This is a genomic window from Pseudomonas fluorescens (assembly GCF_030344995.1).
Classification (GTDB): domain Bacteria; phylum Pseudomonadota; class Gammaproteobacteria; order Pseudomonadales; family Pseudomonadaceae; genus Aquipseudomonas; species Aquipseudomonas fluorescens_BF.
On record NZ_CP128260.1, the window covers coordinates 5831742 to 5856019 of the forward strand.

General features: G+C 60.4%; 25 protein-coding genes. 13 read left to right on the forward strand and 12 right to left on the reverse strand.

What is annotated here, in order from left to right; all coding sequences use genetic code 11:
• Positions 1-158: 158 nt before the first annotated feature.
• The 5 genes from QR290_RS26220 to QR290_RS26240 all read left to right on the forward strand — a co-directional run bounded on the left by QR290_RS26220 (position 159) and on the right by QR290_RS26240 (position 5460).
• Positions 159-1370: an MFS transporter gene (locus QR290_RS26220; RefSeq protein ID WP_115079367.1), complete on the forward strand. Its 1212-nt coding sequence runs from the start codon at positions 159-161 to the stop codon at positions 1368-1370.
• Between the two features lie 103 nt (positions 1371-1473).
• A complete protein-coding gene (locus QR290_RS26225; protein ID WP_115079368.1) occupies positions 1474-2400 on the forward strand; it encodes a DUF72 domain-containing protein in 927 nt (308 codons plus the stop codon).
• The gene (locus QR290_RS26230; RefSeq protein WP_115079369.1) at positions 2397-3194 is read left to right on the forward strand and encodes an endonuclease/exonuclease/phosphatase family protein; all 798 of its coding nucleotides are present in this window, start codon (positions 2397-2399) and stop codon (positions 3192-3194) included. Before QR290_RS26225 ends, QR290_RS26230 begins: the two co-directional genes overlap by 4 nt.
• Positions 3191-4477: a cardiolipin synthase ClsB gene (gene clsB, locus QR290_RS26235; protein ID WP_289203912.1), complete on the forward strand. Its 1287-nt coding sequence runs from the start codon at positions 3191-3193 to the stop codon at positions 4475-4477. Before QR290_RS26230 ends, clsB begins: the two co-directional genes overlap by 4 nt.
• Positions 4474-5460, forward strand: coding sequence for a lysylphosphatidylglycerol synthase domain-containing protein (locus tag QR290_RS26240; RefSeq protein ID WP_289203913.1), 987 nt, complete (start codon positions 4474-4476; stop codon positions 5458-5460). Before clsB ends, QR290_RS26240 begins: the two co-directional genes overlap by 4 nt.
• A 114-nt stretch (positions 5461-5574) precedes the next feature.
• On the opposite strand, the gene QR290_RS26245 is transcribed toward QR290_RS26240, so the two are convergent.
• From QR290_RS26245 to QR290_RS26255, 3 genes are all read right to left on the reverse strand, one after another.
• Positions 5575-6333, reverse strand: coding sequence for an alpha/beta hydrolase family protein (locus QR290_RS26245; protein ID WP_115079372.1), 759 nt, complete (start codon positions 6331-6333; stop codon positions 5575-5577).
• Positions 6323-7429 carry a DUF3182 family protein gene (locus QR290_RS26250; RefSeq protein ID WP_289203914.1) on the reverse strand — a complete coding sequence of 369 codons (1107 nt, stop codon included), beginning with the start codon at positions 7427-7429 and terminating at the stop codon, positions 6323-6325. The genes QR290_RS26245 and QR290_RS26250 overlap by 11 nt, the downstream gene beginning before the upstream one ends.
• Positions 7430-7607: 178 nt before the next feature.
• Positions 7608-8603 (reverse strand): GlxA family transcriptional regulator, encoded by a 996-nt coding sequence (locus QR290_RS26255; protein ID WP_289203915.1) that lies wholly within the window; start codon positions 8601-8603, stop codon positions 7608-7610.
• Positions 8604-8703: 100 nt separating this feature from the next.
• Between QR290_RS26255 and QR290_RS26260 the strand changes: the two genes are divergently transcribed.
• From QR290_RS26260 to QR290_RS26290, 7 genes are all read left to right on the forward strand, one after another.
• Complete coding sequence (locus tag QR290_RS26260; protein ID WP_115079375.1) at positions 8704-9258, forward strand: cysteine hydrolase family protein; 555 nt, start codon at positions 8704-8706, stop codon at positions 9256-9258.
• A 153-nt stretch (positions 9259-9411) separates the two neighbouring features.
• The gene (locus QR290_RS26265) at positions 9412-10080 is read left to right on the forward strand and encodes a YjfI family protein (RefSeq protein ID WP_007955624.1); all 669 of its coding nucleotides are present in this window, start codon (positions 9412-9414) and stop codon (positions 10078-10080) included.
• Between the two features lie 17 nt (positions 10081-10097).
• Positions 10098-10796 carry a PspA/IM30 family protein gene (locus tag QR290_RS26270; protein WP_289203916.1) on the forward strand — a complete coding sequence of 233 codons (699 nt, stop codon included), beginning with the start codon at positions 10098-10100 and terminating at the stop codon, positions 10794-10796.
• Positions 10797-10919: 123 nt separating this feature from the next.
• Positions 10920-11570 (forward strand): DUF2491 family protein, encoded by a 651-nt coding sequence (locus QR290_RS26275; RefSeq protein ID WP_115079377.1) that lies wholly within the window; start codon positions 10920-10922, stop codon positions 11568-11570.
• Positions 11571-11583: 13 nt separating this feature from the next.
• Positions 11584-12009 carry a DUF350 domain-containing protein gene (locus tag QR290_RS26280; RefSeq protein ID WP_115079378.1) on the forward strand — a complete coding sequence of 142 codons (426 nt, stop codon included), beginning with the start codon at positions 11584-11586 and terminating at the stop codon, positions 12007-12009.
• A 17-nt stretch (positions 12010-12026) separates the two neighbouring features.
• Entirely contained in the window at positions 12027-12719 is a 693-nt protein-coding gene (locus tag QR290_RS26285; RefSeq protein ID WP_007955628.1) for a DUF1190 domain-containing protein, read from the forward strand.
• A 2-nt stretch (positions 12720-12721) separates the two neighbouring features.
• The gene (locus QR290_RS26290) at positions 12722-13879 is read left to right on the forward strand and encodes a glutathionylspermidine synthase family protein (protein WP_289203917.1); all 1158 of its coding nucleotides are present in this window, start codon (positions 12722-12724) and stop codon (positions 13877-13879) included.
• Positions 13880-13955: 76 nt separating this feature from the next.
• Here the strand turns inward: QR290_RS26290 and QR290_RS26295 are convergent, their stop codons facing one another.
• Together QR290_RS26295 and QR290_RS26300 are read right to left on the reverse strand one after the other, a co-directional pair.
• The gene (locus QR290_RS26295; protein WP_007966163.1) at positions 13956-14474 is read right to left on the reverse strand and encodes a single-stranded DNA-binding protein; all 519 of its coding nucleotides are present in this window, start codon (positions 14472-14474) and stop codon (positions 13956-13958) included.
• A 9-nt stretch (positions 14475-14483) separates the two neighbouring features.
• Complete coding sequence (locus QR290_RS26300; protein WP_007955631.1) at positions 14484-15881, reverse strand: MFS transporter; 1398 nt, start codon at positions 15879-15881, stop codon at positions 14484-14486.
• Between the two features lie 191 nt (positions 15882-16072).
• On the opposite strand from QR290_RS26300, the gene uvrA reads away from it, so the two are divergent.
• Positions 16073-18907: an excinuclease ABC subunit UvrA gene (gene uvrA / locus QR290_RS26305; protein ID WP_115079381.1), complete on the forward strand. Its 2835-nt coding sequence runs from the start codon at positions 16073-16075 to the stop codon at positions 18905-18907.
• 65 nt (positions 18908-18972) lie between these two features.
• On the opposite strand, the gene bfr is transcribed toward uvrA, so the two are convergent.
• The 7 genes from bfr to rpsM form a co-directional block, all read right to left on the reverse strand.
• Entirely contained in the window at positions 18973-19440 is a 468-nt protein-coding gene (bfr, locus tag QR290_RS26310) for a bacterioferritin (protein WP_085697676.1), read from the reverse strand.
• A gap of 149 nt (positions 19441-19589) precedes the next feature.
• Positions 19590-21044 (reverse strand): catalase, encoded by a 1455-nt coding sequence (locus QR290_RS26315; protein ID WP_115079382.1) that lies wholly within the window; start codon positions 21042-21044, stop codon positions 19590-19592.
• A 238-nt stretch (positions 21045-21282) separates the two neighbouring features.
• Positions 21283-21669 (reverse strand): 50S ribosomal protein L17, encoded by a 387-nt coding sequence (rplQ, locus tag QR290_RS26320; RefSeq protein WP_007955635.1) that lies wholly within the window; start codon positions 21667-21669, stop codon positions 21283-21285.
• A gap of 42 nt (positions 21670-21711) precedes the next feature.
• Entirely contained in the window at positions 21712-22713 is a 1002-nt protein-coding gene (locus tag QR290_RS26325; RefSeq protein ID WP_003186012.1) for a DNA-directed RNA polymerase subunit alpha, read from the reverse strand.
• Positions 22714-22735: 22 nt separating this feature from the next.
• The gene (gene rpsD, locus QR290_RS26330) at positions 22736-23356 is read right to left on the reverse strand and encodes a 30S ribosomal protein S4 (protein ID WP_003176404.1); all 621 of its coding nucleotides are present in this window, start codon (positions 23354-23356) and stop codon (positions 22736-22738) included.
• Positions 23357-23374: 18 nt separating this feature from the next.
• Positions 23375-23764, reverse strand: coding sequence for a 30S ribosomal protein S11 (gene rpsK / locus QR290_RS26335; RefSeq protein ID WP_002555466.1), 390 nt, complete (start codon positions 23762-23764; stop codon positions 23375-23377).
• 30 nt (positions 23765-23794) lie between these two features.
• A complete protein-coding gene (gene rpsM, locus QR290_RS26340; protein WP_009045849.1) occupies positions 23795-24151 on the reverse strand; it encodes a 30S ribosomal protein S13 in 357 nt (118 codons plus the stop codon).
• Positions 24152-24278 lie beyond the last annotated feature (127 nt).

A 24278-nucleotide genomic window follows, 5' to 3' on the forward strand; every position in this document is an offset into this window, starting at 1 on the left:
CTTTCCCCCCTCGCCCCCTTGGGGGAGAGGGCTGGGGTGAGGGGGTAGGCTTTTGATCTTTGCGCCCAGATCAAATATCAAATGCCCATCCCTGTATTTTTCCACCCCCACCAAACCCCGACACTGCGCTCCATTCAATCCCCCACCGGAGTGCCGTGATGCCCATTGCCCTGCTCGCGCTGACCCTCAGCGCTTTCGCCATCGGGACGACCGAGTTCGTCATCGTTGGCCTGCTTCCCACCATCGGCGCCGATCTCGGCGTCAGCCTGCCGTCCGCCGGTCTGCTGGTCAGTCTGTATGCCCTCGGCGTAGCCATCGGTGCGCCGGTGCTGACCGCCCTCACCGGTAAAGTCCCGCGCAAACTGTTGCTGCTGTCGCTGATGGTGCTGTTCACCCTCGGCAACCTGCTGGCCTGGCTGGCGCCGAGTTATGAATCGCTGGTGCTGGCGCGGATCGTCACCGGTCTGGCCCATGGCGTGTTCTTCTCCATCGGCTCGACCATCGCCACCAGCCTGGTGCCCAAGGAAAAAGCCGCCAGTGCGATTGCGATCATGTTCACCGGCCTGACCGTGGCGCTGGTCACCGGCGTGCCGCTGGGCACGTTCATCGGTCAGCATTTCGGCTGGCGTGAAACCTTCCTCGCGGTGTCGGCACTCGGCGTGATCGCGTTCATCGGCAGCCTGCTGTACGTGCCGAACAACATTGCCCACAGCAAACCGGCTTCGCTGTTGCAGCAATTGCAGGTGCTCAAGCAACCGCGCCTGTTGCTGGTGTACGCCATGACCGCCATCGGTTACGGCGGCTCGTTCATCGCCTTCACATTCCTGGCGCCGATCCTTCAGGACATCTCGGGTTTCAGCGCCGGTACCGTCAGCCTGGTGTTGCTGGTGTACGGCGTGTCGGTGGCGGTCGGCAACATCTGGGGCGGCAAACTGGCCGACAAACGCGGGCCGATCAGCGCGCTGAAAATCATCTTCGCCCTGCTCGCTGCCGTGCTGTTCGTGCTCACCTTCACCGTTGGCAACCCATGGCTGGCGCTGGCCACCGTGCTGGTCTGGGGCGCAGTCGCCTTCGGCAACGTGCCGGGTTTGCAGGTGTATGTGGTGCGTCAGGCTGAACATCACACACCGCACGCCGTGGACGTGGCCTCGGGCCTGAACATTGCCGCGTTCAACCTCGGGATTGCCGGCGGCGCGTGGGGTGGTGGTTTGATCGTCGAACACATTGGCCTGATCCACACTGCATGGATCGGCGGCCTGGTGGTGCTGGTGGCACTGGCCCTGACCGCATGGAGCGGTCGCCTCGATCGCCTGGGCCCGGTGTACGACGAACCCGCCGAAGGCTCGGCCCGGATCGTCACCGGGCACTGATCCGATGCAGCCCGACCGTCCGTAATCCCGTCGAAACTTTCCCGAACCGCCCGCAGTCATCCACAGACAGAGGCCGTACGGGGACTTTCGACGGGAGGGCGGCATGGCAACGATTCATATCGGTATTTCAGGCTGGCGTTACGCCCCGTGGCGCGGGGACTTTTACCCGAAGGGGCTGGCGCACAAACGCGAATTGCAGTTCGCCTCACGGGCGGTCAACAGCATCGAAATCAACGGATCGTTCTACGCCCTGCAACGGCCCGAACGCTACGCCCAGTGGTACGCCGAAACGCCGGATGACTTCGTGTTCAGCATCAAGGCGCCGCGCTTCATCACCCACATCCGCCGCCTGCGCGATATCGAAAAACCCTTGGCCAATTTCTTCGCCTCCGGGGTGCTGGAGCTGAAGGAAAAATTCGGTCCGGTCCTCTGGCAGTTCCCGCCCAACTTCACCTTCGACCCCGAACGCTTCGAAGCTTTTCTCGATCAGTTGCCCCACGACACACAGGCCGCCGCCGAACTCGCCCGCCAGCACGATTCGCACCTGCACGGTCACGCGAGCATGAAGGCCTACGGCAAAAAACCGCTGCGCCATGCCGTGGAAATCCGCAACGAGAGTTTCATCGACCCTGACTTCGTGCGCTTGCTCAAACGCTACAACACCGCGCTGGTGATCGCCGACACCGCCGGAAAATGGCCGTACCGCGAAGACCTCACCAGCGATTTCGTCTACCTGCGCCTGCACGGCGCCGAAGAGCTCTACGCCAGCGGCTACACCCGTGTCGCCCTGCAACGCTGGGCCGAACGGATCGACGCCTGGCACCACGGCCGGCAACCGGGCGACGCCCATTTGATCGCGCCGCGCCTGAAGCCTCGTGCGCGTAAATCCCGCGAGGTTTTCTGCTACTTCGACAACGACATCAAGGTCCGCGCGCCTTTCGATGCCCGCAGCCTGTTGCAGCGTTTCGACCTGGATAAAACCCTCGAAACCTCGCCCGGCGAACCGGCCGCCGATGGGGTACTCGCATGAGCATTCCCGAGCCGGTCGGCTTCACCGACGAGCAGACCACAGTCATCACCACGGTACGCCGTTTCACCGTGCTGACGGTCAACACCCACAAGGGTTTCACCGCACTGAACCGGCGTTTCATCCTGCCGGAATTGCGCGAAGCGGTCCGTAGCGTGTCGGCTGACGTGGTGTTTCTTCAGGAAGTCCACGGCACCCACGAGCACCATCCCAAGCGCTACGCAAACTGGCCGACGATGCCGCAGTACGAATTTCTCGCAGACAGCCTTTGGCCGCAGTTCGCCTACGGGCGCAATGCGGTGTACCCGGACGGCGATCACGGCAATGCCGTGCTGTCGAAATTCCAGATCGTGCGCCATGACAATCTCGACGTTTCAATCAGCGGCCATGAAAACCGGGGGCTGCTGCACTGTGTGCTGCGCCTGCCGGGAGACGACCGTGAAGTGCACGCGATCTGCGTCCATCTGGGCCTGCGCGAAAGCCATCGCAACGATCAGTTGCGCCTGCTGCGAGAGCGCCTGACCGAACTGCCTGATGATGCGCCAGTGATCGTCGCCGGCGATTTCAACGACTGGCGCCAGCGTGCCGATGCCTTGCTTGAACCCTGTGGCCTGCGCGAAGTGTTTGCGGCGCATCACGGCAAACCGGCGCGCAGCTTTCCCGCGCGCATGCCGCTGCTGCGCCTCGACCGAATCTATGTGCGCAACCTCAAGGCCAGTCAGCCCCAAGTGCTGGCGAACCGTCCCTGGTCACACCTTTCCGACCACGCACCGCTGTCGGTGGAGATAGAACTATGAGCAGTGCACCGTTGGAGAAGTCCGCCGTGGAGCCAGTCATCATCACCCCGCCCGTGCGCGAGCCGGGCACCGTCGATGTCGAGTATCGCTGGCAGGGCAACAACCGCGTCGAGCTACTGGAAAACGGCGAGGAATATTTTCCCCGGGTGTTCGAAGCGATGCGCGCGGCGAAAAGCGAAATCCTGCTGGAGACCTTCATCGTCTTCGAAGACAAGGTCGGCAAGGAATTGCAGGAGATTCTGATCGATGCAGCCCGACGTGGCGTGCGCACCACCGTCAGCCTCGACGGCTTCGGTTGCGGCGAACTGAGCACCGGTTATCTGACCGCGTTGAGCGATGCTGGCGTGCATCTGCAGATCTTCGATCCGGCCCCCAAACGCCTGGGCATCCGCACCAACTGGTTCCGTCGTTTGCATCGCAAGATCGTGGTGGTCGACGGGTTGGTCGCGTTCATTGGCGGGATCAATTTCTCCGGCGATCACCTGGCCGATTTCGGCCCCGAAGCGAAGCAGGATTATTCGGTTGAGGTTCAGGGCCCTGCGGTGGCCGACATCCACCATTTCGCCCTGCTGCAAAGCGGCCGACCGGGACGCGCAAGGTTCTGGTGGCAACGGCGCCGGCAGCGTCGCGCCGAGATGGCGTTCGATGATCACGACGGTCAAGTGCGTCTGGTGTTCCGCGACAACGACCGCCACAACACCGATATCGAAGACGTGTATTTGCAGGTATTGCGCCGCGCCCAACGGCGGGTGGTGATCGCCAACGCCTACTTCTTCCCCGGCTATCGCCTGCTGCGCGAGATCCGCAATGCGGCCCGGCGCGGGGTCGAGGTGCGGCTGATTCTGCAGGGGCAGCCGGACATGCTGGTGGCCAAACTCGCCGCGCGCATGACTTACGACTACCTGCTCAAGGCCGGGGTGCAGATTCACGAATATTGCGAGCGGCCGCTGCACGGCAAAGTGGCGCTGGTGGACGAGGAATGGAGCACTGTCGGCTCGAGCAATCTTGATCCGCTGAGCCTGTCGCTGAACCTGGAAGCCAACGTGCTGATCCGCGACCGCGCCTTCAATCGTCACCTGTTCGAACGCCTTGAAGATCTCAGCCACAACCACTGCAAGACGATGGACGCCGCGAAGTCGCCGCGCGGGCGAATCTGGCACATGACCGTGGGCTTTCTGGTGTTTCACTTCCTGCGGCATTTCCCGGCGATGGCCGGCTGGCTGCCGGCGCACAAGCCACGGCTCAAACCCTTCACCCATGCCGCCGGGAGCGATCCTTCATGAGCCATTCCGAAGCCCACGCGGCGGTGCATCCGGCACCGGCGGGCAAGTCTCGCTGGAGCCGCTGGAAACGTCCGCTGACCCTGCTGTTTTTTCTCGCGCTGATCGTTTTGCTGACGATGTTCGCCAGCCGCATCGAATGGGCCGAAGTGCTGCAAACCCTCGCCGACTTCAAGGTGCGCACGCTGATCATCGCCTCCAGCCTGACCTTGCTGAGCTTTCTGGTGTACGCCAGTTTCGACCTGATCGGCCGCACTTACATCCGCCAGGATCTGACGTGGAAACAGATCCTGCCGGTGGGCGTCATCAGCTATGCATTCAACCTCAATTTGAGCGCGTGGGTCGGCGGGATCGCCATGCGTTATCGCCTGTATTCGCGACTCGGGGTGAGCAAAAGCAACATCGCCAAGATCCTCGGCCTGAGCCTGGCGACCAACTGGTTCGGCTACATGACCATCGCCGGTGTGGTTTTCAGCAGCGGTCTGGTCAGCATGCCGCCCGGCTGGAAAATCAGCAGCGATGCGTTGCAGGGCATTGGTGTGTTGCTGCTGTTGGTGAGTGCCGGCTATCTGGTCGCCTGCCAGTTTTCCCGACGTCGCGAGTGGTCGATTCGCGGGGTGGAAATCAACCTGCCGTCGCTGCGCATGGCGGTCCTGCAATTACTGCTCGGGGCGCTGAACTGGTCGCTGATGGCGGCGGTGATTTTCACCTTGCTGCCGAGCAAGCTCGACTACCCGCTGGTGCTTGGGGTGCTGCTGATCAGCGCGATTGCCGGGGTCATCACCCACATTCCCGCCGGGCTCGGCGTGCTGGAAGCAGTATTCGTGGCACTGCTGCAACATGAGGCTTCGCGCGGCAGTCTGGTGGCGGGGTTGCTGGCGTACCGGGCGATCTATTTCCTGCTGCCGCTGCTGATTACCGTGCTGATGTACCTGGTGGTGGAAGCCAAGGCCAAGGCGTTGCGGATCGAGAAGAAACCGTCCTGATTTTTTTGTTATGGCTGGTGGCCCCTTCGCGAGCAAGCCCGCTCCCACAGGCAGAACGCATTTCAAATGTGGGAGCGGGCTTGCTCGCGAAGGCGTCCGAAGAGACACCACAACTCATGTGGACTGAATGATGCTCAACCGCTCGCCCACCACCATCTCGGTGATCCAGTCGACGAGGATCGAGGTGTAGGCCTGCTGCGAGGTCGGATCGCTCAGGGCGTGGTCGGCGCCGTCGATGATGCGGTGGGTCAGCGAGTGGGTCTGCTGGCACGCGGCGCGATAACTCATGATCGTCGCGTGGGGCACGTAGTCATCGGTTTCCGATTGCACCAGCAGCACGTCGCCAGTGAATTGCGAGCAGGCGTGCAAGGCGCGGTTGCTGTCGGCGCGCACCAGGGTGCCGCGATAATCGCGCAGGTCGGTCTTGTCCAGATCACGCTTGGGCGTGTGCCATTGTTCGTCGCGATACAGCGCCGGGACGCGCAGCGCCAGCCAGCGCACAGGACGAAGCGAGGTCAGGATCGAAGCGAGGTAACCGCCATAGCTGGTGCCCACGACGGCAATGGCCGAGGTATCCAGCGCCGGGTGAGCGAGTAGTCGGTCGTAGGCTGCCAGCAAGTCACGCAGATTGTCTTCACGGGTGACCCGGCTCAGCGGAATGCCGGTGCCGCCGGTGTGCCCGCGCAGGTCGAACGTCAGGCACACGCAGCCCAAGCCGGCGATACCTTTGGCCCGCTCCAGATCCCGCTCCTGACTGCCGCCCCAGCCATGCACAAACAGCACGCCGGGGACTTTCGATTTGGGACTGAGAAACGTCCCGCTCATCTGTTCATCATCAATGTCGATTTGAATGCTTTCGCTTCTAGCCGTCATAGGATTTGACCGTTACGTATTTGAGGAGAAAGTCGCTGTTCTCGGCCGGCCCGCGATACACCTCAATGGCGTCCGCCGGCAGGGCCTGATCGGTATAGGTTTCCACCGACGAAACGCGGATCGCGCGCATCGAAGGATCGTTGACGAAACTTTGCAGCGCCGCGACTTCCGCGCTGCTGGCACCGCCCATGCGCCAGGACTGCTCGAGCACGCCACTGCGCGGCCGGCCTTCGCTGTCCAGGCCCTGGGCGATGTCGTAATTGCGCCGCGAGGCGTAGAAACGCGGATAGGCTTCGTCCGCTGCCCGGTCGAACACCTGCGCCTGCTGGATCGCCAGACGTACATCGTCGGGCAGATCCAGCGCCAGCAGATCCTCGTAATCGCCCTGCACCACCAGCAGGTTCGAGCCGCCATACACCTCTTCGCCGTGAGCGTCCTTGGTCAAGTATTGATCACCGCAATAACTCAACACCCGGTCGCCGATGAACGACTGACCGACGCTGTGGGTAACTACCTGACTCAAATCCTGCTCCAGCACCACGCCATCGCTGAACAGTTGTTCAGCGTCAGGTCGGGCGAGAATTTCGTCGAACGCATCGAGGCTCTTGATCACCTCCTGCCCGCGTCCGGCACAAGCGTGGATCGGCTTGATCCGGATCGGTCCGCTGTACAAAAGATGTTCGGCGGCGGGCCGCGCATCCTCCAGCGCAAAGACGCTGAGCCCGTCCAGCACCACGGTGCGCACCCGCTCGGAAAACAGCGGCGACCAGCCTTGCGGCGCATGGGCCTGATGGCTGCGCAAACCGTGGCTGATGGCTTTGGTGCAGATGAAGTCGTGCTCGACGAAACCGCCCCACAGATCATCCGGCCCGCTCACGCCCAGTTCGCGGGCCGCCGCGCCGACGAGGGTCTGGGTCGGCAGCAGATAAATGTCCCGGCCGCGATGTTTTTCGGCGTCGTAACTGCCGCCGAACTTGAGGCCGAGGATCTGCGCCAGCCATCGCGCGAGGGCCTTGTTGGTCTGCACTTCATGTTGAGGTGCGCCGGGTCGAACCGAGTGGGCGACGACCACTTTCCTGCGGGATGTCGGGGTCATGCGTCCCCCTTCCAACGGCGGTTTGAATGTAGGTCAGAGGGTGCAGAGATCAGGCCAACCGGGGTTTGCCTGAAACGTGGTGAAAATCAGCCACTTGTAAAAACCGTACTGGCACCGCGCCTGTTTCAATCTGCACGACCGGCTCGATGGCTCCGGTATTTTGCACGACGGACGGGTTTTACTTCGCCGCGGCCGCCGGCGGACTCACGCCGAATCGCGTCCGGTATTCACTCGGCGCCAGCCCGGTGATTTTCTTGAAAGTCGCGCGAAACGCTCCCGGATCCTGATAGCCCACCGTCCACGCAATGTGGTCGATGGTGCCATTGGTGAACTCGAGCAGTTCCCGAGCCTTGCCGACCCGCAGGTGCTGGCAGTATTCGGTGGGTTTCAGACCGGTCGCCGCGCGGAAACGGCGCAGGAAAGTACGCTCCTCCAGGCCCGCGCGCTCGGCCATCGCTGTCAGCGAGACATCGGTCGCGCCATTGCCTTGCAGCCAGTGCTGAACCTTGAGAATCGCCGCGTCGCCATGATTGAGAATCGGGGCGAAATTGCTTCCGCAGGCACTGGCGCTGTCGCTGTGTTCCACCACCAGGAATCGCGCGGTCGCGCTGGCGATGCTCGGCCCGAGCAGACGATCAACCAGCCGCAGCCCCAGTTCCGACCAGGCCATCAAACCGGCCGTGGTGATCAGGTCGCCGTCGTCGACAATCGGTGTGTCGGCCTTGAGTTTGATGTGTGGATATCGCTCGGCGAACGCCTTGGCTGACGTCCAGTGCGTGGTGGCGCTGCGACCGTCGAGCAGACCGCTTTCGGCCAGCAACAGCGAACCGACGCACACCCCGCCGAGGGTGGCGCCACGGGCGTGTTGTTCACGCAGCCAGTGAATCAGGCCAGCAGGCGCCTGGGCTGCCGAGAATCCGGCAATGGACGGCGGAATCACGACCGCCACCATACCGGTTTCGGCGCCGGAGTCGCTGGCATGGACCCGCACCGGCGGCTGATCGCCCTCGACCTGCCAGTGGCTGACGCGCAAGCGCGGCAACTGTGCACTCTGGTGCTCGGCAGCAACCCGATTGGCCACCGCGAACAGGTCGGTCAACCCATGCACCGCCGCCAGCTGCGCGCCGGGATAGATCAGCACGCCCAGTTCGACGACCGCCGGTTTCGCGTCCATTGTCAGTTTTCCCCTGTGTATTGTCGGTGCGGCCAATCCTCGAAAACGTGGCCAGCACCAATACTGAATCCACACCAACCCACACGTCGAGGACACACCCATGGCCAAGCAAGCGCTCATCGTAGTCGATATCCAGAACGACTACTTCCCCCAAGGCAAGTGGCCGCTGGCCGGTGCAGAGGCCGCCGCCGACAACGCCGCCCGGTTGATCGCCGCGTTCCGTGAAGCCGGCGATTCGGTGGTGCACATCCGCCACGAATTCACCTCACCCGAGGCGCCGTTTTTCACACCCGGCTCCGAAGGCGCGAAGCTGCATCCGAAAGTGCTCAACCGCGCCGATGAGCCGGTGGTGCTCAAGCATTTCGTCAACTCGTTCCGCGAAACCGAACTGCAATCGATCCTCGACGAGCAAGGCATCAAGGAACTGGTGGTGGTCGGCAGCATGAGCCACATGTGCGTCGACGGCATCACCCGTGCGGCGGCAGATCTGGGCTACACCGTCACGGTGATTCACGATGCCTGCGCCAGCCGCGACCTGGAATTCAACGGCCTGACCGTGCCCGCCGCCCACGTCCACGCGGCGTTCATGTCGGCGCTGGGGTTCGCCTACGCCAGCGTGGTATCCACCGACGAGTTCCTTGACGCCAGCCGCTAAGCCCTGCTCGGTCACACCCGGAAAAACCTGCGCCCGCCTCGTTGCGGGCGTTTTTTCGTGTGCCATGAAAATCTCACGCGTGAGCCATTGATGGCACTTTGAATTGGTTGTAGTGTGGCTCACGCGTGAGATGTTCATAACGGAGTCATCGCCATGAAAAGCCGCTCCCCCGCCACAAAGTCAGAGAGCCCAAAGGGAGTGCGCTCGACACCGTCCGCGAAAAAGCCGTCGAGCTTCTATATGAAGCAGATGCGCGCGGGCCTGGCTGCCGCCGGTTATGTGAAACACGAAACTTGGGTGCTTCCGGAAAACCGGAGCTTGCTCAAGCAAATGGAGCAACAGCTACGCCAACCGATTCTGGCTGGCTCTTTCATGTCGGAGAATTACATGAGCGCAGGCAACAACTGGAACATCGATAGCCTCTACAACGCTTTCAAGGCGCTGGACGAGGTGGCTTCGCAAGAGATCACGCTGTCTCTGATCCAGAGCTCCGAACCCAGCCTCAAGCTGGAAATGAACGAATTCGGCGGTCTGCCGATTCACATCGCCCTCGCCGGTCAGCAGATCATCGTCGACACCGTGCTGGTGGACATCGATTCGATCACCGACGTGCGCGCCTTCAACGACGCCGTACTGCGCAGCCGGGAAATGTTCCCGCTGTCGTCGATCGGCATCGAGACCATGCCCAACGGCCAGACCGTCTACAACATGTTCGGCGCACTGAGTGCCGACTCAAGCCTGACCAACGTGGTCACCGAGGTGAAAACCCTGGTCGACAACGTGCAGCGCGCCAGCGAAGCCTTCGAACACTTCTTCAAGTAATCAACAGGGAATATCCAATGACTCAGTCCATCTGGAGCAAGTTGTTCACCGCGCTGCGCGGCGGCGCCAACGAAGTCGGCGAAGCGATCGCCGACCAACAGGCCCTGCGCATCCTCGATCAGGAAATCCGTGACGCCGACAGCGCGCTGTCCAACGCCCGTCGCGAACTGGTCACCATCATGGCCAAGCACAAACTCTCCGCCGACCGCGTGAGCGAGTACGAAGCCAAGATCAAGGACCTGGAAGCCAAGGCTTTGTCCGCCCTGAATGCCGGCCGTGAAGATCTGGCGATGGAAGTGGCCGAAGCGATCTCGACTCTGACCAACGACCTGGGCGTCGAGAAGAAACAGAGCGACGAGTTCGGCACCTACGCCGACAACATGCGCAAGGACATCAACAAGGCCGAAGCGCGGATCAAGAGCCTGCGCCAGCAAGTGGACATGGCCAAGGCCCGTGAAAGCGTGCAGAAGGCTCAGGTCAGCGCCTCGATCGCCAGCGGCGGCGCCAACGGCAAGCTGGAAACCGCCGTCGGCACTCTGAACCGTCTGCAAGCCAAGCAGCAGCAACGCGCTGCCGAGCTGAGCGCTGCCGACGAGCTGGCCGATGCTTCGACCGGCAACGACCTGGATCGCAAGCTGCGCGAAGCCGGCATCACGCCGAACGAAGGCAGCGCCAACGCCATCCTCGAGCGTCTGAAGCAGAAGTCCGCCCAGTAACGGCGGCGAGAAAAAAGAAGGGCACCGGGTGCCCTTCTTTTTTGCCTGCTCGTTCGCCACGAGGCCGGTACACTAGCGGCGTTTTGCCAACGAATATCTCCACCCGCTTCAAGGAATGTACCCATGGGATGGTTCAAAGATTTGCTCGGCACCAGCAACTGGCAGTCGGCCGCGCCGGCGTCAGAGTCTGCCGGCGGCCCGCTCGGACTGGCGCAGGGCAAGGCGATCCGCTTCGACACGACCCTCGGCCTGTTGCTCGACGGCAGCACCTCGGTGCGGGTTCCCGACGCCCAGGCCATCTGGAGCGCCGGCTGGATCGACCTCGGTCAGTCGAACAAACTGCATCGCTACTACCTGAACGATGAAGAATTCTGGGTACAGATCCATGTCACCGGCGACGATCAGATCGAGTCGGTGACGCTGTTCAATTACGTCAGCTATGTGACGGTCAACAGTGACGCTGAACTGCAGCGCCTGGCCGGCCCGAACAGCCTGATCGGCCTGCCGACCTATCGCCATGAAGGTGTCGAATACACCCGTGAGTGGGGCACTGAACGCGGCCAGACCGAGCTGGTGCCACTCACCGAACAGGTGATCAACCCCGACGAGTCCTACACCATCAACCATCACTCGATGCTTTACGCCCGGGAAACCGGCCTGACCGATCGCCGTGAGCTCTTGCTGTTCTCCGTCGAGCAGGACGAGGAAGGCACCGTCAGTCTGAGCACCTCGCTGGGCATCTCGCTGTACACCACCGATTTGAGCACTATTTAAAAGGAAGTTTTCCATGCTGGAAGCGTTGTCCATTTCTCTGAACAAAGCCGCGCTGGTCGGTTTCATCGCCTACCTGATCGGCGCCGTGCTGTTGTTCATGCTGTTTCAGTTCGTCTACACCCGCGTCACGCCGCACAAGGAATTCGAGCTGATCCGCTCCGGCAACGTCGCCGCCGCCATTGCCCTGTCCGGCGCGATCATCGGCTTCGCGATTCCAGCGAGCAACGTGATCGCTCATTCGATCAACGTCCTCGACTTCGTGCTCTGGGCGGTGATCGCGGCCGCGGTGCAATTGCTGGCCTTCCTGGCGACCGGGCTGGTGCTCAAGGGCACGTCTCAGCGCATCGCCAACGGTGAAATCGCTGCAGGCATCTATGTGGCGGCGGTGGCGATCAGCGTCGGCATGCTCAACGCCGCGTGCATGACCCCGTCCTACTGATCGGCAGGAAGCCTGAGATGAAACGAAGCAAGTATGTTCAACTGTCGCTGGCCGCTTCGGTGGCCCTGGCGATTTCCGGTGAAGTGGCCGCCCAGGAACAGCAACGCAACTTCCAGAGCGTCGAACAATGCGTCGACGCCGAAGTGGCACCGGATGTCTGCTCGAACGCCTATGTCGCAGCCCTGGCCGAACACCGGCGGATCTCCCCGGCCTACGACGACAAGGCTGCCTGCGACGCGGACTTTGCCGCTGACTGGTGTCAGAAAAATTCCGCTGGCCGTTTCGTGCCGAAGCTCGGTGGTTTCAAGGTGCCGCAGGACGGTGAGCCGGCGCAGAACCTTGATGCGATCGCCAATGCTCAGATGCCGGCCGGTGATGCGGCTGCCGTGCAGAGCAATCAGACCAGCACTTCGCACTCGTCCAGCGGTGCAGGCAACGGCTGGCTCACCGGATGGCTGATCGGTAATGCCATGAGCAACAATCGCGCGAGCGACTCGCGGCCGGTTTATCGTGAGCGCAATACTCGCCAGACCTACGACACCTCGACGTTGAATCGTCGAATCGAGTCGGCACCGAGCCGCAGCCAGCGGGACTACGACAGCGATTACCGCAAACCGGTCAACGTGGCTTCGTCCACCTCCCGTGGCGGTTTCGGCAGCCAGTCCAGCGCACGCAGCGGTTGGGGCGGCTGGGGCCGTTCGAGCAGCTGACCATGAAGAAGATTCACTGCGCCGAACGCCACGACTGGAAACAGACTGCCGAAAGCCTCGGCTTTCTGTTTCACACCATCGACGACGAGCCGTACTGGGACGAGAGCGCCTACTACCAATTCACGCTCGCACAGATTGAAAACGATCTGGAGGATCCGACCACCGAGCTGCACGAGATGTGCATGGATCTGGTCGACCGCGTCGTGCACAGCGAAGAACTGCTGGATCGTCTGAGCATTCCGGCGCCGTACTACGACATGATCCGAACGTCCTGGCTGGAAGGTCATCCGCATCTGTACGGACGCATGGACTTCTCCTACAACGGCAACGGCCCGGCGAAGCTGCTCGAACTCAACTACGACACGCCCACCAGTCTTTATGAAGCGTCGGCGTTCCAGTGGGGCTGGCTGGAGCAATGCATCGAGCGCGGGATGCTGCCGCGCCATGCAGACCAGTTCAACAGCATCGACACCCGGCTGCACGAAGCCTTTGCTCAGCTGAAACTCACGCGGCCGTTTTACTTCGCCTCGATGAAAGACTCGGTCGAAGACAAGGGCACTACGGATTACCTGCGCCTGATCGCAGAGAAGGTCGGCATCGAATCGCGGCACATCGATATCGAAGACATCGGCCTGAGCGCTGACGGTCGTTTCGTGGATCTCGAAGATCGCTGGATCCCGCACCTGTTCAAACTGCACGCCTGGGAGTTCATCTTCCACGAGCCGTTCGGCGCGGCAATTGCCGAGTGCGACACCCAGTTTTTCGAACCGGCGTGGAAATCCATCCTCTCCAACAAGGGCGCCCTGCCCCTGCTATGGGAGTTGCACAAGGGCCACCCGAATCTGCTGGCCGCGCACCTCGACCCGAACCCGGGCAGCGCCGTGCCCAAGGGTTGGGTACGCAAACCATACTTCTCCCGGGAAGGCGCCAACATCGAGTTGCAGACCGTCGAAGGTCTGATCGTCAAAGAGGATGGGCCCTACACCGATGCGCCCTTCATCCTGCAGGAGTTTGCCCCTTTGCCGAAGTTCGACGACAGCTACACGTTGATCGGTTCTTGGGTGATCGGCGATCAGGCGGCCGGGATTGGTGTGCGGGAAGACAATAGCTTGATCACCAAGGATTCGAGCCGGTTTCTGCCGCATCTGATTCTTGACTGAAAAACCTGCGCACATGAAAAAGGCCCGTCGCATTCAGCGACGGGCCTTTTTTGCTTAACGCGGATAAAGCATCGAATCAGAACGGAATATCGTCATCGAAGCTGTCGAAATCCGGAGCCGGTTGCGGTGCGGCCTGCTGTGGAGCCGGGGCCGGACGCTGCTGAGGTGCCGACTGCTGCGGACGCGGAGCCTGTTGGCGTGGCGCCTGCTGCTGGTAGTTGTTGCCACCGCCTTGTTGGTCGCCCTGTTGCGGACGGCCGCCGAGCAGTTGCATGGTGCCTTGCATGTCGACCACGATTTCGGTGGTGTAACGCTTGATACCGTCTTTTTCCCACTCACGCGTCTGCAGCTTGCCTTCGATGTACACCTGCGAACCCTTGCGCAGGTATTCGCCGGCGATTTCGGCAACCTTGCCGAACATCGATACGCGGTGCCACTCGGTCTTCTCGACCTTCTGACCGGTCTGCTTGTCGGTCCACTGCTCGCTGGTCGCCAGACTCAGGTTGGTCACGGCGTTACCGTTGGGCAGGTAGCGTACTTCGGGATCCTGGCCGCAAGTACCGACCAGAATGACTTTGTTAACCCCACGGGCCATAACGTTCTCCTAGGCTTCGCACGCAGTCTGCGCCGGGTTGTTCACCAGGCGTTCGAGAGTGGTGCGATCCATTAATTCGGTGTCCAGTTTGATGTAGATCGCCGCTTCATCAGCGACTATGACTGCATCAGTTACCCCTACGAGGGCCTTGAGACGCTCGACCAGACCCGCTTCGCGGATCGCTTCGGGCGACAGCGGCAGGCGCAGGCTCGTCACGTAGGGAGGTTCGCGCATGGTAACAGCAAAGGCCAGCCAAAGTGCAGCCAGCCCGGCACATCCGAGGAACACAACCGACAGACCGCCATGCTGGAACATCCAGCCGCCGAGAATCCCGCCGAGTGCCGAACCGAGGAACTGACTGGTGGAGTACACGCCCATGGCCGTGCCCTTGCCACCTGCCGGTGAAACCTTGCTGATCAGTGACGGCAACGAAGCTTCCAGCAGATTGAACGCGGTGAAGAACACCACCGTCCCGATCACCAGAGCCCGCAGGCTGTCACCGAACTGCCAGAAGAATAGCTCAGTGAGCATCAGCGTCATCACGGCGCCGAGCAAAACACGTTTCATTTTGCGTTTCTTCTCGCCGTAGATAATGAACGGGATCATGGCGAAGAAAGAAATCAGCAAGGCTGTGAGGTAGACCCACCAGTGCTGTTCCTTGGGCAGACCGGCCTTTTCGACCAGCGCCAGGGGCAGTGCGACGAAGCTCGACATCAACATCGCATGTAACACAAAAATGCCCAGATCCAGCCGCAGCAGGTCCGGGTGCTTGAGCGTCGGCATCAACGCCTGACGCGCCACGCCGGACTCGCGATGACTCAGCGGCCCAGTGGATTTCGGCACCATGAACATCACGATCACGATCCCGACCAGTGCCATGCCACCGGTGGCGAGGAACAGACCGGACAGGCCGAACGCACGGGTCAGCAGCGGGCCGACCACCATCGCCACGGCGAACGACAGGCCGATGGTCATGCCGATCATGGCCATGGCCTTGGTGCGGTGCTGTTCGCGGGTCAGATCGGAGAGCAAGGCCATGACCGCCGCAGAAATAGCGCCGGCTCCCTGCAGGATACGACCGGCAATCACGCCCCAGATCGAGTCGGCCTGAGCCGCCAGCACGCTGCCGAGGGCAAAGACGATCAACCCCAGGTAAATCACCGGACGTCGGCCGATGCGGTCGGAAATGATCCCGAACGGAATCTGGAAAATCGCCTGGGTCAGGCCGTAAGCGCCAATCGCCAGCCCGATCAGGGCCGGGGTCGCTCCCGCCAGATCCATGCCGTAGGTCGCCAGTACCGGCAACACCATGAACATGCCAAGCATACGGAAGGCGAACACCAGGGCCAGACCGCTCGCCGCGCGGGTCTCGCTGCCACTCATGCGTTCGCTGTGGGGATCGTGCATGGAAAAACCTCGTGTGAACCGGCGGCGATTCTACCAGTCCCATCGAGAGACGGGGTATATCGCGACGCTTTGACGCGTACAGATGAAACTCTCTTCATGTAAGGCAAAAAACCCTTCACTTGATAGTGTGCATCCATCCAGTATTTGGCCGTATACTCCTGTGTTTTCGACGCCCGCCGAGCGAGGCCATTTTGGACAAAATCCTGATTCGTGGGGCCCGTACCCACAACCTGAAGAACATCGACCTGACCCTGCCACGGGACAAACTGATCGTCATCACTGGCCTGTCCGGATCCGGCAAGTCGTCCCTGGCCTTCGACACGCTGTACGCCGAAGGTCAGCGCCGCTATGTCGAATCCCTGTCGGCCTATGCCCGGCAGTTCCTGTCGATGATGGAAAAACCCGACGTCGACACTATCGAAGGCCTGTCGCCGGCGATCTCCATCGAACAGAAGTCGACCTCGCACAACCCGCGCTCCACGGTCGGCACCATCACCGAAATCTACGACTACCTGCGTCTGCTTTATGCACGCGTCGGTACGCCGCGCTGCCCGGATCACGACATTCCGCTGGAAGCGCAGACCGTCAGCCAGATGGTCGACCTGGTGCTGGCCCAGCCGGAAGGCAGCAAGCTGATGCTGCTGGCGCCGGTGATTCGCGAGCGCAAGGGCGAGCATCTGTCGGTATTCGAAGAACTGCGTGCCCAGGGCTTCGTCCGGGCCCGGGTCAACGGCCGGCTCTGCGAGCTGGACGAACTGCCGAAACTGGATAAGCAGAAGAAGCACACGATTGAAGTCGTGGTCGATCGCTTCAAGGTACGCGCCGACCTGCAGCAACGTCTGGCGGAATCCTTCGAGACCGCGCTGAAGTTGGCCGACGGCATCGCGCTGGTAGCGCCGATGGACGACGAGCCGGGCGAAGAGATGATCTTCTCCGCGCGCTTCGCCTGCCCGATCTGCGGCCACGCGATCAGCGAGCTGGAACCCAAGCTGTTTTCCTTCAACAACCCGGCTGGCGCCTGCCCGACCTGCGACGGTCTGGGGGTAAAGCAGTTCTTCGACATCAAGCGCCTGGTCAACGGAGAACTGACCCTGGCCGAAGGCGCGATACGCGGCTGGGACAGGCGTAACGTCTATTACTTCCAGATGCTTGGCTCACTGGCCGCGCATTACGGTTTCAGCCTGGAGCAGCCGTTCAACGAACTGCCGGCCGATCAGCAGAAGTACATCCTGCACGGCAGCGGCTCGCAGAACGTCGATTTCAAATACCTCAACGACCGGGGCGACATCGTCAAGCGCTCGCACCCGTTCGAAGGCATCGTGCCGAATCTCGAACGCCGCTACCGCGAAACCGAATCGGCAAGCGTGCGCGAAGAACTGGCGAAGTTCCTCAGCACCCAGTCCTGTCCGGATTGCCGTGGCACTCGCCTGCGTCGCGAAGCGCGGCACGTGTGGGTCGGCGAGAAAACCCTGCCGGCGGTGACCAACCTGCCAATCGGCGACGCCTGCGATTACTTCGGCGCGCTGAAGATGACCGGCCGACGTGGCGAAATCGCCGACAAGATTCTCAAGGAGATCCGCGAGCGTCTGCAGTTTCTGGTCAACGTCGGTCTCGACTATCTGTCGCTGGATCGCAGTGCCGATACCCTGTCCGGCGGTGAAGCGCAGCGGATTCGTCTGGCCAGCCAGATCGGCGCAGGCCTGGTGGGTGTCCTGTACATTCTCGATGAACCGTCCATCGGTCTGCACCAGCGCGACAACGATCGCCTGCTCGGCACCCTCAAGCACCTGCGCGACATCGGCAACACGGTGATTGTGGTCGAGCACGACGAAGATGCGATCCGTCTCGCCGACTACGTAGTGGATATCGGCCCGGGCGCCGGCGTTCATGGCGGGCAGATCGTCGCCGAAGGCACGCCGGACGAAGTCATGGCGCACCCGGATTCGCTGACCGGTAAATACCTGTCGGGCCGAGTGAAGATCGAAGTGCCGGCCAAACGCACACCGCGCAACAAAAAGCAGGTGCTGTCACTCAAGGGCGCGCGGGGCAACAATCTGCGCAACGTCGACCTGGAGATCCCGATCGGCTTGCTGACTTGCGTGACCGGCGTTTCCGGCTCCGGCAAATCGACGCTGATCAACAACACGCTGTTCCCGCTGAGCGCCACGGCCCTCAATGGCGCGACCACCCTGGAAGCGGCAGCCCACGACAGCATCAAGGGCCTGGAGCATCTGGACAAGGTCGTCGACATCGACCAGAGCCCGATCGGCCGTACGCCGCGCTCCAACCCGGCAACCTACACCGGGCTGTTCACACCGATCCGCGAACTGTTCGCCGGCGTGCCCGAGTCCCGCTCCCGAGGTTACGGCCCGGGGCGTTTCTCGTTCAACGTCAAGGGTGGTCGTTGCGAAGCCTGCCAGGGCGACGGTCTGATCAAGGTGGAAATGCACTTCCTGCCGGACATCTACGTTCCGTGTGACGTGTGCAAGAGCAAGCGTTACAACCGCGAAACCCTGGAGATCAAATACAAGGGCAAGAGCATCCACGAAACCCTTGAGATGACCATCGAGGAAGCGCGGGAGTTCTTCGACGCGGTGCCGGCGCTGGCGCGCAAGCTGCAGACGCTGATGGATGTGGGCCTGTCGTACATCAAGCTCGGCCAGTCGGCCACAACGCTGTCGGGTGGTGAAGCACAGCGGGTCAAGTTGTCCCGCGAGCTGTCCAAGCGCGATACCGGCAAGACTCTGTACATCCTCGACGAGCCGACCACGGGTCTGCACTTCGCGGATATCCAGCAATTGCTCGACGTACTGCATCGTCTGCGCGACCACGGCAATACCGTGGTGGTGATCGAGCACAACCTCGACGTGATCAAGACGGCCGACTGGCTGGTGGATCTCGGTCCCGAGGGTGGTTCGAAAGGTGGGCAGATCATCGCCACCGGTACGCCGGAGGAAGTCGCCGAGATGAAACAGTCTCACACTGGCCATTACCTCAAGCCGCTGCTGATCCGCGATCGGGCCTGATTGCCGGACATGAAAAAGCCCCTGTCACTTCGTCAGTGACAGGGGCTTTTTTGTATCGGCTGCAATCAGGACGCGTGGGACTGCAGGTAGTTCTGGATACCGATCAGCTTGATCAGGCCCAACTGCTTTTCGAGCCAGTAGGTGTGATCTTCTTCGGTGTCGTTGAGCTGAACTCGCAAGATTTCGCGGCTGACATAGTCGTTGTGTTGTTCGCACAGTTCGATGCCTTTGCACAGCGCCGCGCGCACCTTGTACTCAAGGCGCAGATCCGCTTCGAGCATGGTCTCTACCGTGGTCCCAACATCCAGGTCATCCGGGCGCATGCGCGGTGTGCCTTCGAGCATCAGAATCCGGCGCATCAGTGCATCGGCGTGACCGGCCTCTTCTTCCATCTCGTGGTTGATTCGTTCGTAGAGCTTGGTGAATCCCCAGTCCTCATACATCCGCGAGTGAACGAAATATTGGTCACGCGCGGCCAGTTCGCCGGTCAGCAACGTGTTGAGGTAATCGATAACGTCTGGGTGGCCTTGCATCGCCCTACATCTCCCTGCTTGAAAGTCTGTAGTTTGAACCAACCTGACTGGAAGGTCACTCACTTCGCGCAATAAAAGCGAAGATATTCTGAGAAAAGCAGCCTAAATAACGCAAAAACCGCCCAAATGAGGGCGGTTCTGCTTCTCGTTTAGACTTCGTTAAGCTGTACGTTGAGCAGCTTTGCGATTGCTTCTCCGTACGCCGGATCGGCCTTGTGGAAATGCTGCAACTGACGGTCGACGACATCACTCGACACGCCCGCCATCGCACCGGCGATGTTGCTGACGAGCAATGCTTTCTGTTCGTCGCTCATCAAGCGGAACAGCGCACCGGCGTGACTGTAGTAGTCAGTGTCCTCACGGTGATCGTAGCGATCAGCCGCGCCGTTCAGAGCCAGTGCAGGTTCGGCATAGTGCGGCGCTTGTTTCGGCGACTCTACGTAGCTGTTCGGCTCGTAGTTCGGCGCTGCGCCACCATTGCTGCCAAAAGCCATAGAACCGTCGCGCTGGTAAGTATTCACCGGGCTGCGCGGGGCGTTCACTGGCAGTTGCTGGTGATTGGTGCCTATGCGGTAGCGGTGGGCATCGGCGTATGCGAAGACGCGGCCTTGCAGCATGCGATCCGGCGACAGACCTACGCCAGGCACCATGTTGCTTGGACCGAACGCCGCTTGCTCGACTTCGGCAAAATAGTTGAGCGGATTACGGTTCAGTTCCAGCTCACCCACTTCAATCAGTGGAAACTCCTTCTGCGACCAGGTCTTGGTCACGTCGAACGGGTTCTCATAGTGAGCAGCGGCCTGGGCCTCGGTCATGATCTGGATGCACACGCTCCATTTCGGGAAGTCACCACGTTCGATGGCTTCGAACAGATCGCGCTGGGCGTAATCCGGATCTGTGCCCGCCAAACGTGCAGCGTCTGCCGGCGCGAGGTTCTTGATCCCTTGCTTGGTCTTGTAGTGCCACTTCACCCAGTGACGCTCGCCTTGAGCGCTGATCAGGCTGTAGGTATGGCTGCCGAAGCCATGCATGTGGCGATAGCCGTCCGGAATGCCGCGATCGGAGAACAGGATCGTCACCTGGTGCAGTGCTTCAGGCGAATGCGACCAGAAGTCCCACATCATCTGCGCGCTTTTCAGGTTGCTTTGCGGCAAGCGTTTCTGGGTGTGGATAAAGTCAGGAAACTTCAGTGGATCGCGAATGAAGAACACCGGGGTGTTGTTGCCAACGATGTCCCAGTTGCCTTCTTCGGTATAGAACTTGAGGGCGAAGCCACGTGGATCGCGCTCGGTGTCGGCCGAGCCACGCTCACCACCCACCGTTGAAAAACGCAGGAATGTGGGCGTCTGTTTGCCGACAGCGGAGAACAGCTTGGCGCTGGTGTACTGCGTAATATCGCGAGTGACCGTGAAAGTACCGTATGCGCCCGAACCTTTGGCGTGTACACGACGCTCAGGAATGTTTTCCCGGTTGAAGTGAGCAAGCTTTTCGATCAGATGAAAATCATCGAGCAGCAACGGGCCACGAGGGCCGGCGGAGCGAGAGTTCTGGTTATCGGCGACAGGTGCGCCACTGGCGGTCGTAAGCGTCTTGTTCTGGCTCATGCGATCTTCTTCCTCTATCGGTCTTGAACTGCCGGCTAATCGGCTTGTTGGGGAGTATCGATCATCAATATGACAGCCACAAATTCATTAACTTATGGTCATCAATAGAAAAAAACTAACGAAAAATCCCCGCACATAGTGCAGAACCAAACAGGGTAGAAGCTTGTACGAACCGCGCATTTCTTACAGGCACAAAAAACCGGGCACTAGGCCCGGTTTTTTGTTTCAGACTGATGTCTTACTCAGCGGATACAGCTTCACCGCCGACAGCACGATCAACCAGTTCGACGTACGCCATAGGCGCGTTGTCGCCAGCGCGGAAACCGCACTTGAGGATGCGCAGGTAGCCACCCTCACGGGTAGCGTAACGCTTGCCCAGGTCGTTGAAGAGCTTACCAACGATAGCTTTCGAACGAGTACGGTCGAAAGCCAGACGACGGTTAGCAACGCTGTCTGTCTTGGCCAGAGTGATCAGCGGCTCGGCAACGCGGCGCAGTTCTTTGGCTTTTGGCAGAGTAGTTTTGATCAGCTCGTGCTCGAACAGCGACACCGCCATGTTCTGGAACATGGCCTTGCGGTGCGAGCTGGTGCGGCTCAGGTGACGCCCACTTTTACGATGACGCATGGTTCATTCCTTACCAAACACTACGTTCGGTGATTACGACGATCAGGCAGTCGCCTTGTCGTCCTTCTTAAGACTTGCAGGCGGCCAGTTGTCGAGGCGCATGCCGAGGGACAGACCGCGGGAGGCCAGAACGTCCTTGATTTCAGTCAAGGATTTCTTGCCCAGGTTCGGAGTCTTCAACAGCTCTACTTCGGTACGCTGAATCAGGTCGCCGATGTAGTAGATGTTTTCCGCCTTAAGGCAGTTAGCCGAACGTACAGTCAGTTCCAGATCGTCAACCGGGCGAAGCAGGATCGGATCGATCTCGTCTTCCTGCTCGACAACCACTGGCTCACTGTCACCTTTGAGGTCGACGAACGCAGCCAACTGCTGTTGCAGAATGGTTGCAGCGCGGCGGATAGCCTCTTCAGGATCCAGAGTACCGTTGGTTTCCAGATCAATAACCAGCTTGTCCAGGTTGGTACGCTGCTCGACACGGGCGTTTTCCACCACGTATGCGATACGGCGAACCGGGCTGAACGAAGAGTCAAGCTGCAAACGACCGATGCTGCGGCTTTCGTCTTCATCGCTCTGACGCGAGTCTGCTGGTTCATAACCACGACCACGAGCTACGGTGAGCTTCATGTTCAGGGCGCCGTTAGACGCCAGGTTAGCGATTACGTGATCGGGATTAACGATCTCGACATCATGATCCAGCTGAATATCGGCAGCGGTAACCACCCCCGAACCCTTCTTCGACAAGGTCAGCGTAACTTCGTCACGACCGTGCAGCTTGATGGCCAGACCTTTAAGGTTCAACAGGATTTCAATTACGTCTTCCTGTACACCTTCGATGGCGCTGTACTCGTGGAGCACACCGTCAATCTCGGCCTCGACTACTGCGCAGCCGGGCATTGAGGACAACAGGATGCGGCGCAGCGCGTTGCCCAGGGTGTGGCCAAAACCACGCTCGAGAGGCTCGAGAGTGATCTTGGCGCGGGTTGGACTGACAACCTGCACATCAATGTGGCGGGGTGTCAGGAACTCATTTACCGAAATCTGCATGGATGCACCTATTTTCTAGCCCTTACTTGGAGTAGAGCTCGACAATCAGGCTTTCGTTGATGTCGGCGGACAGATCACTGCGAGCAGGAACGTTCTTGAAAACGCCCGACTTCTTCTCAGTGTCTACTTCTACCCATTCTACGCGGCCACGTTGGGCACACAGATCGAGAGCTTGGACAATGCGAAGTTGGTTTTTTGCTTTCTCGCGAACAGCAACCACGTCACCAGCACGAACCTGGTAGGACGGAACGTTTACGGTCTGACCGTTAACGCTGATCGACTTGTGCGATACCAGCTGACGGGATTCGGCACGAGTCGAACCAAAGCCCATACGGTATACAACGTTGTCCAGACGGCATTCGAGCAGTTGCAGCAGGTTCTCACCGGTTGCACCTTTCTTGCCAGCAGCTTCTTTGTAGTAGCCGCTGAACTGACGCTCGAGAACGCCGTAGATACGACGAACCTTCTGCTTTTCACGCAGTTGGGTGCCGTAGTCGGACTGGCGACCGCGGCGTTGGCCGTGGATACCAGGTGCTGCTTCAATGTTGCACTTCGATTCGATCGCGCGCACGCCGCTCTTCAGGAAGAGATCGGTGCCTTCGCGACGAGCGAGTTTGCATTTTGGACCAATGTAACGAGCCATTCTTTACAATCTCCTGGATTACACGCGGCGCTTCTTCGGCGGACGGCACCCGTTGTGCGGGATTGGCGTCACGTCGGTGATGCTGGCGATCTTGTAGCCACAGCCGTTCAAAGCGCGGACTGCGGATTCACGACCTGGACCTGGACCCTTGACGTTCACGTCGAGGTTTTTCAGGCCGTATTCCAGCGCAGCTTGACCAGCACGCTCAGCAGCTACTTGAGCAGCGAACGGGGTGGACTTGCGGGAACCGCGGAAACCCGAACCACCGGAGGTAGCCCAGGAAAGAGCGTTACCTTGACGGTCGGTGATGGTCACGATGGTGTTGTTAAAAGAAGCATGGATGTGGGCGATGCCATCAACCACTGTCTTTTTAACTTTTTTACGAGGACGAGCAGCAGGTTTTGCCATGATTAAATTCCTGTCGATTCGCTGGGGCGATTACTTGCGGATCGGCTTACGCGGACCTTTACGGGTACGCGCGTTGGTCTTGGTACGCTGACCGCGTACTGGCAGACCACGACGATGACGCAGACCGCGATAGCAACCGAGGTCCATCAAGCGCTTGATTTTCATGTTGATTTCGCGACGCAGGTCACCTTCAGTGGTGAACTTCGCCACTTCGCCACGCAGCTGTTCAATCTGCTCGTCGCTCAGATCCTTGATCTTTGCGGCTGGGTTTACCCCAGTCTCTGCACAGATCTTCTGTGCAGTAGTGCGACCAACACCATAGATGTAGGTCAGCGAGATAACAGTATGCTTGTTATCTGGAATGTTAACGCCTGCAATACGGGCCATTCAGTGGGACTCCAATTGACAGCTACCTACGCCCCGGAAGCCAAGAAATAGGGCGCGAGATAATATCGCTGTAATAACAAATAATCAACCCGGTAGCGCACTAGCTACCGGGCTTGAAGCACAATCA